The sequence below is a fragment of the Streptomyces tendae genome, assembly GCF_008632955.1.
In the GTDB taxonomy this organism is placed as follows: domain Bacteria; phylum Actinomycetota; class Actinomycetes; order Streptomycetales; family Streptomycetaceae; genus Streptomyces.
In genome coordinates this window covers 1,887,742-1,902,620 of sequence record NZ_CP043959.1, presented here as the reverse complement: position 1 = coordinate 1,902,620, position 14,879 = coordinate 1,887,742, and the positions used below count along the sequence as shown (strand labels likewise).

Annotated in this window: 15 protein-coding genes; 7 read left to right on the top strand and 8 right to left on the bottom strand. The window is 71.5% G+C overall.

The window, feature by feature from the left end; genetic code table 11:
- Positions 1 to 108: 108 nt before the first annotated feature.
- Positions 109 to 750 (bottom strand): DNA-3-methyladenine glycosylase, encoded by a 642-nt coding sequence (locus tag F3L20_RS08875; protein ID WP_150153633.1) that lies wholly within the window; start codon positions 748 to 750, stop codon positions 109 to 111.
- Between the two features lie 188 nt (positions 751 to 938).
- On the opposite strand from F3L20_RS08875, the gene F3L20_RS08870 reads away from it, so the two are divergent.
- From F3L20_RS08870 to F3L20_RS08860, 3 genes are all read left to right on the top strand, one after another.
- Complete coding sequence (locus F3L20_RS08870) at positions 939 to 1,721, top strand: sporulation protein (RefSeq protein WP_150153631.1); 783 nt, start codon at positions 939 to 941, stop codon at positions 1,719 to 1,721.
- Between the two features lie 41 nt (positions 1,722 to 1,762).
- Complete coding sequence (locus tag F3L20_RS08865; protein ID WP_150153629.1) at positions 1,763 to 2,302, top strand: YbhB/YbcL family Raf kinase inhibitor-like protein; 540 nt, start codon at positions 1,763 to 1,765, stop codon at positions 2,300 to 2,302.
- 207 nt (positions 2,303 to 2,509) lie between these two features.
- The gene (locus F3L20_RS08860) at positions 2,510 to 3,016 is read left to right on the top strand and encodes an HNH endonuclease (RefSeq protein WP_150153627.1); all 507 of its coding nucleotides are present in this window, start codon (positions 2,510 to 2,512) and stop codon (positions 3,014 to 3,016) included.
- Positions 3,017 to 3,127: 111 nt separating this feature from the next.
- Here F3L20_RS08860 and F3L20_RS08855 read toward each other — a convergent pair whose 3' ends face one another.
- The 3 genes from F3L20_RS08855 to F3L20_RS08845 form a co-directional block, all read right to left on the bottom strand.
- Positions 3,128 to 4,072, bottom strand: coding sequence for an SPFH domain-containing protein (locus F3L20_RS08855; RefSeq protein ID WP_145825038.1), 945 nt, complete (start codon positions 4,070 to 4,072; stop codon positions 3,128 to 3,130).
- Between the two features lie 159 nt (positions 4,073 to 4,231).
- A complete protein-coding gene (locus tag F3L20_RS08850) occupies positions 4,232 to 4,672 on the bottom strand; it encodes an NfeD family protein (protein WP_150153625.1) in 441 nt (146 codons plus the stop codon).
- A gap of 88 nt (positions 4,673 to 4,760) precedes the next feature.
- The gene (locus tag F3L20_RS08845; protein WP_024887131.1) at positions 4,761 to 5,558 is read right to left on the bottom strand and encodes an ABC transporter ATP-binding protein; all 798 of its coding nucleotides are present in this window, start codon (positions 5,556 to 5,558) and stop codon (positions 4,761 to 4,763) included.
- A gap of 163 nt (positions 5,559 to 5,721) precedes the next feature.
- On the opposite strand from F3L20_RS08845, the gene F3L20_RS08840 reads away from it, so the two are divergent.
- Entirely contained in the window at positions 5,722 to 6,510 is a 789-nt protein-coding gene (locus tag F3L20_RS08840; protein ID WP_150153623.1) for a hypothetical protein, read from the top strand.
- A gap of 431 nt (positions 6,511 to 6,941) precedes the next feature.
- On the opposite strand, the gene F3L20_RS08835 is transcribed toward F3L20_RS08840, so the two are convergent.
- The 3 genes from F3L20_RS08835 to F3L20_RS08825 all read right to left on the bottom strand — a co-directional run bounded on the left by F3L20_RS08835 (position 6,942) and on the right by F3L20_RS08825 (position 9,129).
- Positions 6,942 to 7,187: a chaplin gene (locus F3L20_RS08835; RefSeq protein WP_006135994.1), complete on the bottom strand. Its 246-nt coding sequence runs from the start codon at positions 7,185 to 7,187 to the stop codon at positions 6,942 to 6,944.
- A 162-nt stretch (positions 7,188 to 7,349) separates the two neighbouring features.
- Complete coding sequence (locus F3L20_RS08830; protein ID WP_145825043.1) at positions 7,350 to 7,991, bottom strand: response regulator; 642 nt, start codon at positions 7,989 to 7,991, stop codon at positions 7,350 to 7,352.
- A complete protein-coding gene (locus tag F3L20_RS08825) occupies positions 7,984 to 9,129 on the bottom strand; it encodes a GAF domain-containing sensor histidine kinase (protein ID WP_150153621.1) in 1,146 nt (381 codons plus the stop codon). The genes F3L20_RS08830 and F3L20_RS08825 overlap by 8 nt, the downstream gene beginning before the upstream one ends.
- A gap of 244 nt (positions 9,130 to 9,373) precedes the next feature.
- On the opposite strand from F3L20_RS08825, the gene F3L20_RS08820 reads away from it, so the two are divergent.
- The 3 genes from F3L20_RS08820 to F3L20_RS08810 all read left to right on the top strand — a co-directional run bounded on the left by F3L20_RS08820 (position 9,374) and on the right by F3L20_RS08810 (position 12,189).
- Positions 9,374 to 10,072, top strand: a complete 699-nt coding sequence (locus F3L20_RS08820; protein WP_150153619.1) for an SDR family NAD(P)-dependent oxidoreductase — start codon at positions 9,374 to 9,376, stop codon at positions 10,070 to 10,072.
- Complete coding sequence (locus F3L20_RS08815; RefSeq protein ID WP_150153617.1) at positions 10,069 to 11,112, top strand: S-adenosylmethionine:tRNA ribosyltransferase-isomerase; 1,044 nt, start codon at positions 10,069 to 10,071, stop codon at positions 11,110 to 11,112. The genes F3L20_RS08820 and F3L20_RS08815 overlap by 4 nt, the downstream gene beginning before the upstream one ends.
- A 351-nt stretch (positions 11,113 to 11,463) precedes the next feature.
- Positions 11,464 to 12,189, top strand: a complete 726-nt coding sequence (locus tag F3L20_RS08810; protein WP_150153615.1) for a transglycosylase SLT domain-containing protein — start codon at positions 11,464 to 11,466, stop codon at positions 12,187 to 12,189.
- Between the two features lie 91 nt (positions 12,190 to 12,280).
- On the opposite strand, the gene F3L20_RS08805 is transcribed toward F3L20_RS08810, so the two are convergent.
- Positions 12,281 to 14,791 carry an ABC transporter ATP-binding protein/permease gene (locus F3L20_RS08805; protein WP_206338876.1) on the bottom strand — a complete coding sequence of 837 codons (2,511 nt, stop codon included), beginning with the start codon at positions 14,789 to 14,791 and terminating at the stop codon, positions 12,281 to 12,283.
- Positions 14,792 to 14,879: the final 88 nt, after the last annotated feature.

The window sequence follows — 14,879 nt, the reverse complement described above, 5'->3', positions numbered from 1 at the left end:
CCCGCTGAAGGGTGATCGTAGGTAGTGGGTTCGCTGCTTCCGGATGCGGGCTACTGCCCTGCCCGGCTCAAGCGGCTCGGGCTACGTTACGCAGGTTTCGGGAGCGAGTCAACTTCGACGCCGGCGGGGCACGTGGGCCCGGTACGGACTGACCGTCGGGTCGTCGGCGACCCAGTACCGCCAGGGATGTACGGCACCGTCGCCGGAGACTCCGGTACGCGGCCCGTTGCGCACCTGCTCCGGGTCGACGGGCGTGCCGTGCGCGATCCGCACCGGGGTGTCGCCGGCGGCGCAGGCGTCCGTCCCGTTGAGGGCGCGGTCGACGCCCAGGGCCGTGGCCAGCCGGGCCGGGCCTTTGGCGAGTTCCTTGTCGTTGCGCGCCGAGAGCCGGCGGGTTCGGGCGAGCTCCGCGCCCTCCACGATCTCGCCCGCGCGCAGCAGCACCGCGCTCGCCCGCCCCTCGGGGCCGCACACCAGGTTCATGCAGAACCACATGCCGTAGGTGAAGTAGACGTACACGTGGCCGGGCGCACCGAACATCACGTCGTTGCGTGGCGTGCGGCCGCGGTAGGCGTGCGAGCCGGGGTCGTTCTCTCCGTCGTAGGCCTCGACCTCGGTGAGGCGGAGGACGATCGGGCCGTCCGGGGTGTCGCGGACCAGGTGGCGGCCCAGGAGATCCGGGGCGACCTCGAGGACGGGGCGGGCGAAGAACTTCCTTGGCAGGGGCGTACGGTCGGGGCTCGCGATCATGCCGTCCGAGGGTACTGGAGGCGGGCCGGGCCACGGGCTGGTCAAGGGGACGTCGCGGTTGCCAGGGTGGGGCACACGGAACCGGCCGAGGCCGGATTGCGTTGTTAGGGATCGGAGTCCGGCGCACGACGTGCCTCGGGCCGGTGGATCAGGTGTGACCCGCTGAGGTCGCCTGGAGAGGGAGAGACATGGCGTTCAAGAAGCTGCTGGCGAGTCTGGGGGCCGGCGGGGCCTCGGTCGAGACGGTGCTGCACGAGGTCAACGTCGTTCCTGGGGGTGTCGTCCAGGGCGAGGTGCGGATCCAGGGCGGGTCCGTGAACCAGCAGGTCGAGGGACTGTCGGTCGGTCTTCAGGCCAAGGTCGAGGTGGAGAACGGCGACCAGGAGTACAAGCAGAACATCGAGTTCACGAAGCAGCAGCTGGGGGGTGCCTTCGAACTGCAGGCGGGTGCGGTGCACGCCGTGCAGTTCGGTCTCGAGATTCCCTGGGAGACGCCGGTCACGATGATCGACGGGCAGCAGCTGCGCGGGATGGACATCGGTGTGTCCACCGAGCTGGCGATCGCGCGGGCCGTCGACTCCGGTGACCTGGACCCGGTCAACGTGCACCCGCTGCCGGCGCAGAAGGCGATCCTGGACGCGTTCATCCAGCTGGGCTTCCGTTTCAAGACCGCGGACATGGAGCGCGGCCACATCCGGGGCACCCGGCAGAAGCTGCCCTTCTACCAGGAGATCGAGTTCTACCCGCCGTCGCAGTACCGCGGGCTGAACCAGGTGGAGCTGAGCTTCGTCGCCGACGAGCGGGCGATGGACGTCGTGCTGGAGATGGACAAGAAGCCGGGTCTGTTCAGCGAGGGCAGCGACACCTTCCGTTCCTTCCAGGTGGGGCTGAACGACTACCAGGGGACCGACTGGGCGGCATACCTCAACCAGTGGCTGTCGGAGGTCGGTTCCAAGCGCAACTGGTTCTAGGCTCGTCGTCGACCGAACGTCATCGATCAGGAGGTACCGAGGTGTCCGAGCTCAAGCGGCGGCCGCTCCCCCACGACTTCCATCCGCCCGTGCCGTCGTTCACGGTGGCGAGCGACGATGTGACGGAGGGGGCGGCGCTCAAGGACGCTCAGGTCCAGGCGGCGGGCAACACCTCGCCGCACCTGCGGTGGGAGGGTTTCCCTCCGGAGACCAAGAGCTTCGCCGTGACCTGCTACGACCCCGACGCCCCGACGGGCAGCGGGTTCTGGCACTGGGTGGTGTTCGACATCCCGGCCTCGGTGACCGAGCTGCCGGCCGGTGCGGGCAGCGGCGCGTTCGAGGGGCTGCCGGAGGGCGCCGTGCAGGCGCGCAACGACTACGGCAGCAAGGACTTCGGTGGTGCCGCGCCGCCGCCCGGGGACGGGCCGCACCGTTACGTGTTCACGGTGTACGCCGTGGACCAGGAGAAGCTGGGTCCGGACTCGGACGCCTCTCCGGCCGTGGTCGGCTTCAACCTTCGGTTCCACGCGATCGCGCGGGCCCAGCTGATCGGTGAGTACGAGGTGCCCGCGGGGTCCTGAGCCGTCCGCGCGGCCCCGGACGTTCACGGAACGTTTGCCCGCCCCTGGTCTTGGAATTGATCAGGGGCGGGCATTTTTTCTGCCGGGGTGCACGGGAGCCGCCTCCCGTGGCAGCAGCGGATATTGCGTTGTCCATCCCGGCGCGCCCGGCCAGAGTTGTTCCAGCCCGCCGAGGGGTGGGCCGGTGCACACGGGAGGTGGGCTGGTATGCGGGACACGCTGGTGCTGAACGCGAGCTTCGAGCCGCTGTCGACGGTGACGCTGAACCGAGCCGTCGTTCTGGTGCTGCAGGACAAGGCCGTCGTCGAGCAGGCCCACCCCGAACTGCGGATGCGGGGAGCCGCGGTCGACATACCGGCGCCTCGGGTGATCAGGCTCTGCCACTACGTGCGGGTGCCGTTCCGAAGACGAGCGCCATGGTCGAGGCGGGGGGTGCTCGTCCGGGACAGGCACCGCTGCGCGTACTGCGGCCGCAGGGCGACGACCGTGGACCACGTGGTGCCGCGGTCGCTGGGCGGGCAGGACACGTGGCTGAACACGGTGGCGTCGTGCGCGGAGGACAACCACCGCAAGGCGAACCGGACGCCGGAGCAGGCCGGGATGCCGTTGCTGCGGGAGCCGTACGAGCCGACGCCGGCCGACGCGATGCTGCTGGCGCTGGGCGCGGAGGAGTTCGACGCGTTGCCCGGGTGGCTGGTGTCGGCCGCGGCGTGACGGCTTCGCCGTAGGGCGTGAGTGAATAACCCGGCTGCGGGTCGTCTGTGGTTGCTCGCGCGGTTCCCCGCGCCCCTGAGGGGCGCGGGGAACCCGTTGTTTCTGCGTGCCTCAGTCGATGGAGGGCTTCTCGCGGCGTTCCTGGGCGGGGACGTTGGCGGTGGCGCCGTTGCCTCCGCCCATCGCGCCCAGGTTGCCCATGGCACCGGAGAGGCCCTTGAGGGCGTCGCCGATCTCGCTGGGGACGATCCAGAGCTTGTTGGCGTCGCCCTCGGCGATCTTCGGGAGCATCTGGAGGTACTGGTAGGAGAGCAGCTTCTGGTCCGGGTCACCGGCGTGGATGGCCTCGAAGACCGTGCGGACGGCCTGGGCCTCGCCCTCGGCGCGCAGGGCGGCGGCCTTGGCCTCACCTTCGGCGCGGAGGATCTGGGACTGCTTCTCGCCCTCGGCGCGCAGGATCTCGGACTGCCGGACGCCCTCGGCCTGGAGGATGGCGGCGCGCTTGTCACGGTCGGCGCGCATCTGCTTCTCCATCGAGTCCTGGATGGAGGTGGGCGGTTCGATGGCCTTGAGCTCGACGCGGTTGACGCGGATGCCCCACTTGCCGGTGGCCTCGTCGAGGACGCCGCGCAGGGCCGCGTTGATCTCCTCGCGGGAGGTGAGGGTGCGCTCCAGGTCCATGCCGCCGATGATGTTGCGCAGGGTGGTGACGGTGAGCTGCTCGATCGCCTGGATGTAGCTGGCGACCTCGTAGGTGGCGGCCCGGGCGTCGGTCACCTGGTAGTAGATGACGGTGTCGATGTTGACGACCAGGTTGTCCTGGGTGATCACCGGCTGCGGCGGGAAGGGGACGACCTGTTCGCGCAGGTCGATGCGGTTGCGGATGGTGTCGATGAACGGGACGACGATGTTGAGGCCCGCGTTGAGTGTCCGCGTGTAGCGGCCGAAGCGCTCGACGATGGCGGCGCTGGCCTGTGGGATGACTTGGATCGTCTTGATCAGGGCGATGAAGACCAACACCACCAGGATGATCAGGACGATGATGACCGGTTCCATCGTCGGTTCCCCGAACCCTTCTTAGCCTCGGCGCCTACGGCAGGTCGTGTGTGCCTGTGCACGGTCGTGCGGTTGTAGATCTTGCTGGTCGAGTCTGTCAGACCGCGGGGCCAACCGGGGCCGTCTTCGCACCGGTTGTGTCATGCGGGAGGTGCGGGATCACATGACGACCGCGGTGGCCCCCTCGATGTCCACGACGTCGACCTCCTGGCCGACGTCGTAGGAGCGGCCGGTGTCGAGGGCGCGGGCCGACCAGACCTCGCCCGCCAGTTTGATCCGGCCGCCGCTGCCGTCGACGCGTTCGAGGACGACGGCCTGTTTGCCCTTCAGGGCCTCGACGCCGGTGGCGTGTTCGGGCCGTTGGGACCGGTGTCTGCGGGCGATGGGGCGGACGAGGGCGATCAGCGCGGTCGAGACGACGGCGAAGACCACGACCTGGGCGACGGCTCCGCCGCCGAAGATGCCGGAGACCACCGCGGCGGCGACGGCGCCCACCGCGAGCATGCCGAGTTCGGGCATCGCGGTGATCACCAGCCCGATGCCGAGTGCCGCCGCGCCGATCAGCCACCACAGCCATGCGTCGATGTCCACACCGGTCATGGTAGAACCGCGCACCCACTCACGGACAGGGCGCCGATCCGGTCGAACGGGCCCGGGGGTCCTGGGTGTTGTGCCGCCGGGGCGGTGTTCAGCTCATCGGGAGGCCCTGGGCGGTCCAGCGGTCGCCGACCTGCTCCACGACGAGCGGGAGGCCGAAGCAGAGGGAGAGGTTGCGGCTGGTGAGTTCGAGTTCGAGGGGGCCGGCGGCGAGGACCTTGCCCTGACGGATCATCAGGACGTGGGTGAAGCCGGGGGCGATCTCCTCGACGTGGTGGGTGACCATGATCATGGAGGGGGCGATCGGGTCACGGGCGAGGCGGCCGAGGCGGCGCACCAGGTCCTCGCGGCCGCCGAGGTCGAGTCCGGCGGCGGGCTCGTCGAGGAGCAGCAGCTCGGGGTCGGTCATCAGGGCGCGGGCGATGAGGGTGCGCTTGCGCTCGCCCTCGGAGAGGGTGCCGAACTTTCGGTCGAGATACTCGGACATGCCGAGGCGGTCGAGGAAGGCGCGGGCGCGCTGCTCGTCGATGTCCTCGTACTCCTCCTGCCAGCCGGCGGTCATGCCGTAGGCGGCGGTGAGCACGGTCTGCAGGACCGTCTGCTTCTTGGGGAGTTTGTCGGCGAGGGCGATGCCGGCCACGCCGATGCGGGGGCGCAGCTCGAAGACGTCGGTGCCGGGGCGGCCGAGCGTCTCGCCGAGGATGGTGGCGGTGCCCTTGCTGGGGTAGAGGTAGCTGGACGCGATGTTGAGGAGGGTGGTCTTGCCGGCGCCGTTGGGGCCGAGGATGACCCAGCGTTCACCCTCCTTGACCGACCAGGAGACCTGCTCCACCAGAGCCCGGCCCTCACGGACCACGGATACGTCCTGAAGTTCCAGAACATCGCTCATGAGCGCCTTGTCTCCCCTTGCAGTGTGGCCGGTCTCGGCTGTCGCGTACGCCTTGTGGGTCGGTCCGCCGCACCCGTGGGCGCAGCCCATCATGAAATCTACGCCACTGGTCGACCCGGACATTCCATCGGTCCGGTTCTCGGGTGCTGTCTAGGGTGTACGCATGCTTTCGGAACCACGCTCCGGCCGTCTGGCCGCTTGGGGAAACGCCCTTCTCGCCGGGCTTGTCTCTCCGGACGACGCGGTGCTCGCCGTCGTCGGGGAGGACGCGGTGCACCGTGTCGAGGGGGTGCCCGGGGAGTCCGCGCCGGTGGGGCTGTCCCTGGCCCTGGGGCGGCTGCGGGCGCTCGGGGTGTCCGGGCTGCGGTTGGCGCTGCCGGCGCCGGGGCATCCGCTCGGACTGAGCGGGCCGCCGGAGTTCAACGCGCGGGCGCTGGAGGCCGAGGAGGCGGTGGTGTGCCAGGGGGCGGCCCTGGGGCTGGTGCCGGAGGTCACGGAGGCGGGGCCCGCGGGGGATGTGCACGTGGAGGTCGTCTGGCACTGTCTGCCGGTGCGGGAGGCGCCGCCGGCCGACGTGCCGTCGCTGGGTGAGGCGGAGCGGGAGCTCGCGGAGGCGCTGCGGGAGGCGACGGAGGCGCTGACGCGGCTGGACGTCGCCGGGTCGGGTCCGGTGGCGGAGGCCGCGATCGACGCGTACCGGGCGCGGGCCTCGGCGTCGCGGGGGCGGGACGTGCTGGCGCCGGGGTATCCGCCGCGCGCGGTGCGGGTGCTGGAGCTGGCGCAGCGGGTGGGTGCGCTGGTCTCGCTGGCGACGGTGAACGGGCACGGCGGCGCGATGAGCGCGTCGGAGATGTCGGCGCGGGCGCTGGCCCTGCGGCCGGTGGAGCGGACGGCCCGACGGGCGCAGGTGGCCGCGTACAACGCGTTCGTGGAGGAGCGGGGCGTGCGCTGACCGGCGCGGGGCGCGCTCTGTCGTGCCCGGCAGGACGCGGGGGTGCGGGCGTGCTCACCGGGGCCTGGGCGGCGCGGGGCGCACGTGGATCTGGGCGGTCCTGGTCGGCACGGGGCGCGCCGAACCGGCGCGGGACAGCGAGCGCGCGCCCGCCGAGCTGTGAGTCCGGGGCTGGGCGGCGCCGGGCGTCCTGAACCGGCGCGTGACAGCGCGGCCCCGTGCATCGGGGCCTAGGACGGCGCGGGGCGCACGGACTGGTGTGGGGCGGCGCGGGGCGCACCGAAGTGGTGTGGGGCGGCGTGGGCGCGCCGGGTCGGCGCGGGCTTGTCGGAGCCGGTTCCCCCTGCATGCGGGCGCGCGATGGCGCGCCTGGGCAGGCGAAAGCCCCGGCGCCCCGTGGGGCGGGCGGCCGGGGCTGTCGGCGGGCGGCGTCAGTGGTTGACGGCGACGTTGCCGAAGGCCGGGTTCAGGACGCCGATGACGTTGATGCTGTTGCCGGACACGTTGACCGGGACGTCGACCGGGACCTGGACGAGGTTGCCCGAGACGACGCCCGGGCTGCCCACGGCCTTGCCGTCGGCGTGGCTGCCCTCGGTGGCGGAGGCCATGCCCGCACCGGCGGCGAGCAGACCGCCGGCCACCATCGTCACGGCCGCTGCCTTCTTCAGGTTCTTCACTTTCCGAGCCCTCCTTGGGACGACCGCGGCACGCGCCGCGGTCCGCCCTGGGAAACGCGCGGCACCGGCAAGGGATACGGGGCCCGCGGGGCATTCCCCCTACGGTATGAATCTCTCACCGGAGGGGAACCCTCCGGCATGGCGGCGGTCGTTCGTCGGAGATCACCCGCTGAGACCGTGCCGTACCGCCCACAGCGCGGCCTGGGTGCGGTCCGCCAGGTCGAGCTTCATCAGGATGTTCGACACGTGCGTCTTCACCGTCTTCTCGGAGAGCACGAGGGCGCGGGCGATCTCCCGGTTGGCACGCCCGTCCGCGATCAGCCCGAGCACTTCGCGCTCCCGCTCGGTGAGGGACCCGGCGCGCCCGGCGCCGGGGGCGTTCTCCTCCTGGGAGAGCAGCGCGCCCGCCACCTCCGCCTGCAGCAGGACGTGCCCGGCGTGCACGGAGCGGATGGCGCCGGCGAGCGCGTCGGGGTCGATGTCCTTGTAGACGTAGCCGGCGGCGCCCGCGCGCAGGGCGGGGATCACCGTGCGCTGCTCGGTGAAGCTGGTGACGATCAGCACCCGGGCCCGGTGGTCGAGCTCGCGCAGCCGGCGCAGCGCCTCCACGCCGTCCATGCCCGGCATCCTGACGTCCATGAGGATGACGTCGGGCTGGAGCTCGGCGGCCAGGGCGACCCCTTCCGCGCCGTCGGCTGCCTCGCCGACGACCTCGATGTCGTCCTGCACCTCGAGGAAGGTGCGCAGCCCTCTGCGTACCACCTGGTGGTCGTCGACCAGCAGCACCTTGATCGTGTCAGCCACCGGGGACCTCCAGCTCGATGGTGGTGCCCTTGCCGGGCGCCGATTCCACGGTCAGCCTGCCGCCGACCCCGCTCGCCCGGTCCCGCATGGAGACCAGGCCCAGATGGCGGCCCGCGCGGCGCACGGCGTGCGGGTCGAAGCCGCCGCCGTCGTCGCCGACCCGCAGGACCGCCCCGCTGCCGCGCCGCTCCAGGGTCACGTCGACGTGCTCGCCGCCGGAGTGGCGCAGGGCGTTGTGCAGCGCTTCCTGGGCGACCCGCAGCACCGCCTCCTCCTGGGCGGCGGGCAGGGCGCGCACCAAGTGGCCCGTGAAGGTGACGCGGGCGCTGTGCGCGCGGTCGAGGACCTGGATCTGGGTGCGCAGGGTGGCGACCAGTCCGTCCTCGTCGAGGGCGGCGGGGCGCAGTTCGACGACCGCGGCGCGCAGTTCGTCGGCGGCCTCGGCGGCCAGCACCGCCACCTGCTGGAGTTCGCCCTTGGCGCGGGCCGGGTCGCGGTCCACGAGGCGGGCGGCGGCCTGGGCGGTGAGCCGCAGGGAGAACAGCTTCTGGCTGACCGCGTCGTGGAGCTCGTGGGCCAGCCGGGAGCGTTCCTCGGCGATGGTCAGCTCGCGGCTGCGTTCGTAGAGGCGGGCGTTGGTGAGGGCGATCGCGGCGTGCTGGGCGAGGATGCCGAGGAGTTCCTCGTCGTCCTCGGTGAAGCCGCAGGTGCCTTCCGGCTTGGGACACCTCTTGTTGGCGAGGAACAGGGCGCCGAGCACCTCGTCGCCGTCGCGCACGGGCAGCCCGAGGAAGTCGACCAGGTCGGGATGGGCGCCGGGCCAGCCCCCGAAGCGGGGGTCGCGGCGGACGTCGGCGAGGCGCTGCGGGGCGGCGTCGTCCAGCATCGCGGCGAGGACGCCGTGCCGGCGCGGCAGGGGGCCGATGGCCTTCCACTGCTCGTCGCTGACGCCGTCCACCACGAACTGGGCGAAGCCCCCGTGGTCGTCGGGCACGCCGAGCGCGGCGTACTGGGCGTCGAGGAGTTCGCGGGCGGAGGCGACGATCGTCTTGAGGACGTCGCGCACCTCCAGGTGCCTGCTCATGGCCAGCATCGCGGAACTCACCGCGGCGAGGCCGGACCGGGGGCCGTGGCTCATGTCCTCACGGTACCGGCGGCCCCCGGCCGGGCGGATCGGTCCGGTGTCCGCCCGGGGCCGGACGGTGGTCCTAGGTCCTCGGTCGCGGGTCCCGCGCGGGTGACCTAGGGCCCGGGGTCCCGGCGTGCCGTCGTAGGGCGAAGGGACCCGGTCCACTGCGTCCCGCGCCCGAGGCGGTGGCCCGGGGCGGGTTCCTACGTTGATCGCACACCGATCGGGCGACGACGACGAGGGGACGGCTGCCATGCCGGTTGCGATCATCACAGGGGCTTCGAAGGGGCTCGGACGGGCGCTGGCCCAAGGGCTGGCGGCGCGGGGCTGGAATCTGGTGCTCGACGCACGAGGGCCGGACCGCCTGGCCGAGGCGGCCGTGCTGGTGTCGGCGCACGCCACACGCGTGACGGCGCTGCCCGGGGACGTGACGGACCCCGCGCACCGCGCGGAGCTGGTGGCGGCGGCCTGGCGGCTGGGCGGGGTGGACCTGGTGGTGCACAACGCGAGCGCGCTGGGCGCCGAGCCGCTGGTGCGGCTGGAGGAGCTGCCGCTGGAAGGGCTGCGGCGGGCGCTGGAGGTGAACCTGGTGGCGGCGCTGGGCCTGGTGCAGGAGGCGCTGCCGATGCTGCGGACCGCCGAGGCGGGCGCGGTGCTCGTGGTGAGCTCGGACGCCGCGGCGGAGGCGTACCCGGCCTGGGGCGGGTACGGGGCGTCCAAGGCGGCGCTGGACCAGCTGGCTGCGGTGCTGGCGGTGGAGGAGCCGGGGCTGCGGGTCTGGGCGGTCGACCCCGGGGACATGGAGACCGACCTGTACGCGGCGGCCGTGCCGGACGACGACGGTCCGCGGCCGGACCCGGCCGGGGTGGTGCCCGCCTTCGTGCGGCTGCTGGACGAGCGGCCGGCCAGTGGCCGCTACGGTCCTCCGGCGCTGCTGGAGGGGGAGCGGTGACGCTGACGTTCCGGGTGCCGGAGGAGCTGTCCGCGCGGGTGCCGGCGGAGCGGCGCGGGCCGGGGCGGGACCGGGACTCGGTGCGGCTGCTGGTGTCGCGGGGCACCGAGGTGGCGCACCACGCGTTCACGGAGCTGCCGCGGCTGCTGCGGGAGGGGGACCTGCTGGTGGTGAACACCTCGCCGACGCTGGCGGCGGCGGTCGACGGCCGGTTCGGGGACGCGCGCGTGGTGGTGCACTTCTCCACGCGGGGGGACGACGGACGCTGGGCGGTCGAACTGAGGGAGCCGGACGGCCGGGGCACCACGCGCGTGCGCGCGGGCACGCGTGCGGGTACGGAGGTGAGGCTCGCCGGGGGCGCGCGGCTGGTGCCGGAGGAGCCGCTGGACGCGGGGGCGCCGCGGCTGTGGTGGGCGCGGGTGTCGCGGGACGTGCCGGGGCTGCTGCGGGAGCACGGGCGGCCGATCCGGTACGCGTACACGGAGCGGGACCAGCCGCTGTCGGCGTACCAGACGGTGTTCGCGCTGCCGTCGGGGGACGGTTCGGGGAGCGCGGAGATGCCGAGCGCGGGGCGTCCGTTCACGGGGCGGACGGTGACGGAGCTGGTGAGCCGGGGGGTGCGGTTCGCGCCGGTCAGGCTGGACACGGGGGTGGCGTCGGGCGAGGTGCACGAGCCGCCGTACCCGGAGCGGTTCGCGGTGCCGGAGGCGTCTGCGTCACTGATCGGCGCGGTGCGGGCGGACGGAGGGCGGGTGATCGCGGTGGGGACGACGGCGGTGCGTGCGGTGGAGTCGGCGGCCGGACCGGACGGCGTGGTGCGGGCCCGCGCGGGCTGGACGGACCTGGTGGTCACCCCCGAGCGCGGGGTGCGGGTGGTGGACGGGCTGCTGACCGGCCTGCACGAGCCGGAGGCCTCGCACCTGCTGATGCTGGAGGCGGTGGCGGGGAGGGAGGCGGTCGGGCAGGGCTACGAGGAGGCGCTGCGCGGGCGCTACCTGTGGCACGAGTTCGGTGACGTGCATCTGCTGCTGCCGTTCTGACCGCCGCCGAGACCCCCTCACCCACCGCATTGCTCCAGCAACAAACCGTGAGAGCTGAGCGGGACCTGTGTGAGGCCGGGCATAGGGTGCACATCACGTACGAAGAGGAGTAGGAGAGACATACCGCCCACATGAACGGGGCGAACAGTCCTCTCTGCCCCGTTTCCTACCCCCCTGATCCACTACCCGGCTTCGTAGGTCACATCTTTGCCCCGCCATTTTGCGGCCGCTAAGAATGGCCTCGTCGCTCAGCGCCGTGGGTTCTCCCCCGCGGCGTTCGTGTGCCGAAGGAGCACCCGTCCGCACCGGACATCGAGCGACCTCCGCGCTATTCGAAGAGGTCCGTTCCGCATGCCCAAGCACATCCTCACCCGTGGTCATAGTCGTGCCCTGACCCGTCACCACAAGATCGCCGCCGCGGGCGTCGCCGCCCTCGGTGCCGCCGCCATCGGCTTCTCCGCGATCCCGAGCAACGCCTCGACGACGACCACGAGCGAGGCCGCCGCCGCTCCCACGGCGAAGGTCGCGTACAGCACCCAGCAGATCCAGGGCGTCAAGGCCGACGTCACCGACCAGCTCGCCGGCGCCAGCGTGAAGGCCGAGCAGATCGCGGCGAAGAAGCAGGCCGCGGCCGAGGCCGTCGCCAAGAAGAAGGCCGCCGCCGAGGCCAAGGCCGCGAAGGCGCGCGAGGCGAAGAAGGCCGCGAGCCGCTCCGCCCAGCGCGCCGAGGTGAAGAAGGCCGCCCCCAAGTCGTACGGCAACAACCTGGACGGTTGGATCCGCGAAGCCATGTCCATCATGAAGAAGCACGGCATCCCCGGCTCCTACGAGGGCATCCACCGCAACATCATGCGGGAGTCCTCCGGCAACCCGAAGGCGATCAACCTCTGGGACATCAACGCCCAGAACGGCATCCCCTCCAAGGGGCTGCTGCAGGTGATCCCGCCCACCTTCGACGCGTACCACGTCAAGGGCACGCCGAAGAACATCTACGACCCGGTCGCCAACATCGTCGCCGCCTGCAACTACGCGGCGGACAAGTACGGCACCATGGACAACGTCGACAGCGCGTACTGAGAGGTCGGCGCGGACCTCTCCTGCCGCACACGGACGCCGAAGGGCGGCACCCTCCTGACGGGGTGCCGCCCTTCGGGGTGGTACGGCGGGACTACTTGCGCATGACCTCGGGCTCATGGCGGCGCAGGAAGCGCGCCACGAAGAAGCCGCAGATCACACCGAGGACGAGCAGCGCGCCCATGTCCATCGCCCAGGCGCCGGCCGTGTGCTCCCACAGCGGGTCGGTGTCGCCCGCGGTCTCCGGCGGGCTGATCTTGTTGAAGTCCAGCGTGGCGCCCGACGCGGCCACCGCCCAGCGCGACGGCATCAGGAACGAGAACTGGTTCACGCCGATCGAGCCGTGCAGGGTGAACAGGCAGCCGGTGAACACGACCTGGATGATCGCGAACATCACCAGCAGCGGCATGGTCTTCTCGGCGGTCTTCACCAGCGAGGAGATGATCAGGCCGAACATCATCGAGGTGAAGCCGAGCGCCATGATCGGCACCGAGAGCTCCAGCAGCGTGAACTTCCCGAAGACCAGACCCTCCTCCGGGATCTCCCGGCTGGAGAAGCCGATCACGCCGACCAGGAGGCCCTGGAGCACCGTGATCATGCCGAGCACGAACACCTTGGACATCAGGTACGCCGAGCGGGACAGGCCGGTGGCGCGCTCCCGCTCGTAGATGACCCGTTCCTTGATCAGCTCACGCACGGAGTTGGCGGCTCCGGCGAAACAGGCGCCGACCGCGAGGATCAGCAGCACCGTGGTCGCCGTGCCGTTCGGGATGATCCGGCCGCTCTGGTTGGGCGGGTTGGGCAGCAGGCCCTTGTCCGCGTCGATGAGCAGGCTCACCGCGCCGAGCACGGCGGGCAGGATCACCATCAGGGCGAGGAAGCCCTTGTCGGAGACGATCACCGAGACGTAGCGGCGCACCAGGGTGGAGAACTGCGACAGCCAGCCCTGCGGCTTGGGCGGCTTCATCGCCTGCATCGCCGGGACCGCTACGGACTGCGGGGCGACCGCGTCGATGTCCGCCGCGTACATCTGGTAGTGCTGCGAGCCCTTCCAGCGGCCCGCCCAGTCGTAGTCGCGGTAGTTCTCGAAGGCGGAGAAGACGTCGGCCCAGGTGTCGTAGCCGAAGAAGTTCAGCGCCTCCTCGGGCGGGCCGAAGTAAGCGACCGAACCGCCCGGCGCCATCACCAGCAGCTTGTCGCAGATGGCGAGCTCGGCCACCGAGTGGGTCACCACGAGGACGGTGCGGCCGTCGTCGGCCAGTCCGCGCAGCAGCTGCATGACGTCGCGGTCCATGCCCGGGTCGAGGCCGGAGGTCGGCTCGTCCAGGAAGATCAACGACGGCTTGGTGAGCAGCTCCAGTGCCACGGACACGCGCTTGCGCTGACCACCGGACAGGGACGTGACCTTCTTGTCCTTGTGGATGTCCAACTTCAGCTCGCGCAGCACTTCGTCGATGCGGGCCTCGCGCTCGGCCGCCGTGGTGTCGGCGGGAAACCGCAGCTTGGCCGCGTACTTCAGGGCCCGCTTGACGGTCAGCTCCTTGTGCAGGATGTCGTCCTGCGGGACCAGACCGATGCGCTGGCGCAGCTCGGCGAACTGCTTGTAGAGGTCGCGGTTGTCGTACAGCACCTCGCCCTGGTTGGCGGGGCGGTAGCCGGTGAGCGCCTTGAGCAGCGTCGACTTGCCGGAACCGGAGGGGCCGATGACCGCGATCAGCGACTTCTCGGGCACGCCGAAGGAGACGTCCTTGAGGATCTGCTTGCCGCCGTCGACCTCGACTGTCAGGTGGCGCGCGGAGAAGGACACCTCACCGGTGTCGACGAACTCCTCGAGCCGGTCGCCGACGATCCGGAACGTGGAGTGGCCGACGCCGACGATGTCGGTCGGGCCGAGCAGCTGCGAGCCGCCCTTGGCGATCGGCTGGCCGTTGACGTAAGTGCCGTTGTGCGAGCCGAGGTCGCGGATCTCCATGCGCCCGTCGGGCGTCGAGTGGAACTCCGCGTGGTTGCGGGAGACCTGGAGGTCCGAGACGACCAGGTCGTTCTCCAGGGCACGGCCGATGCGCATCACGCGGCCGAGCGAGAACTGATGGAACGTGGTGGGGCTGCGGTCGCCGTAGACCGGCGGCGCCCCCGCGCCACCACCGGGTCCCTGCTGCTGCGGGATCTGCGGCGCCGCCTGCTGCGGCTGCTGCCAGCCGGGGTGCCCTGCGCCCGGCTGCTGCACGGGCGGCTGCTGGGCCTGCTGTGCCCAGCCGGCGTTCGCGCCCTGGGCCGCGTACGGCTGTTGCGGCTGGGCCTGCGGTGCGGCGCCGACGCCGGACAGCGTCACGCGCGGCCCGTCGTTCGCGTTGCCCAGGTTCAGCACCGTGTCGGCGCCGAACTCCAGGTGGTGGATCCGCTGCCCCTGCACGAACGTGCCGTTGGTGCTGCCGTGGTCCTCGATCACCCAACTGCGGCCGTTGTGACGGATCGTGGCGTGACGCCACGACACTCTGGCGTCGTCCAGCACGACGTCGCCCTGTGGATCGCGTCCCAGGGTGTAGGCCTTGGACGGATCGAGCGTCCAGGTCCGTCCGTTTGATTCCAGTACGAGTTCCGGCACTCCATGCCCCACTGAGTTGTCCCCCGAATTTCCCCCGTCGCAGGGAGTCTAGGGATGTCGAACATCGGGGGGAACTATTTCAGGCTCG

What these genes read in the sequence shown, in the direction of transcription:
- F3L20_RS08875 (WP_150153633.1), bottom strand. Translation starts at nt 750, where the DNA reads ATGATCGCGAGCCCCGACCGTACGCCCCTGCCAAGGAAGTTCTTCGCC.
- F3L20_RS08870 (WP_150153631.1), top strand. Translation starts at nt 939, where the DNA reads ATGGCGTTCAAGAAGCTGCTGGCGAGTCTGGGGGCCGGCGGGGCCTCG.
- F3L20_RS08860 (WP_150153627.1), top strand. Translation starts at nt 2,510, where the DNA reads ATGCGGGACACGCTGGTGCTGAACGCGAGCTTCGAGCCGCTGTCGACG.
- F3L20_RS08855 (WP_145825038.1), bottom strand. Translation starts at nt 4,072, where the DNA reads ATGGAACCGGTCATCATCGTCCTGATCATCCTGGTGGTGTTGGTCTTC.
- F3L20_RS08850 (WP_150153625.1), bottom strand. Translation starts at nt 4,672, where the DNA reads ATGACCGGTGTGGACATCGACGCATGGCTGTGGTGGCTGATCGGCGCG.
- F3L20_RS08845 (WP_024887131.1), bottom strand. Translation starts at nt 5,558, where the DNA reads ATGAGCGATGTTCTGGAACTTCAGGACGTATCCGTGGTCCGTGAGGGC.
- F3L20_RS08840 (WP_150153623.1), top strand. Translation starts at nt 5,722, where the DNA reads ATGCTTTCGGAACCACGCTCCGGCCGTCTGGCCGCTTGGGGAAACGCC.
- F3L20_RS08825 (WP_150153621.1), bottom strand. Translation starts at nt 9,129, where the DNA reads ATGAGCCACGGCCCCCGGTCCGGCCTCGCCGCGGTGAGTTCCGCGATG.
- F3L20_RS08820 (WP_150153619.1), top strand. Translation starts at nt 9,374, where the DNA reads ATGCCGGTTGCGATCATCACAGGGGCTTCGAAGGGGCTCGGACGGGCG.
- F3L20_RS08810 (WP_150153615.1), top strand. Translation starts at nt 11,464, where the DNA reads ATGCCCAAGCACATCCTCACCCGTGGTCATAGTCGTGCCCTGACCCGT.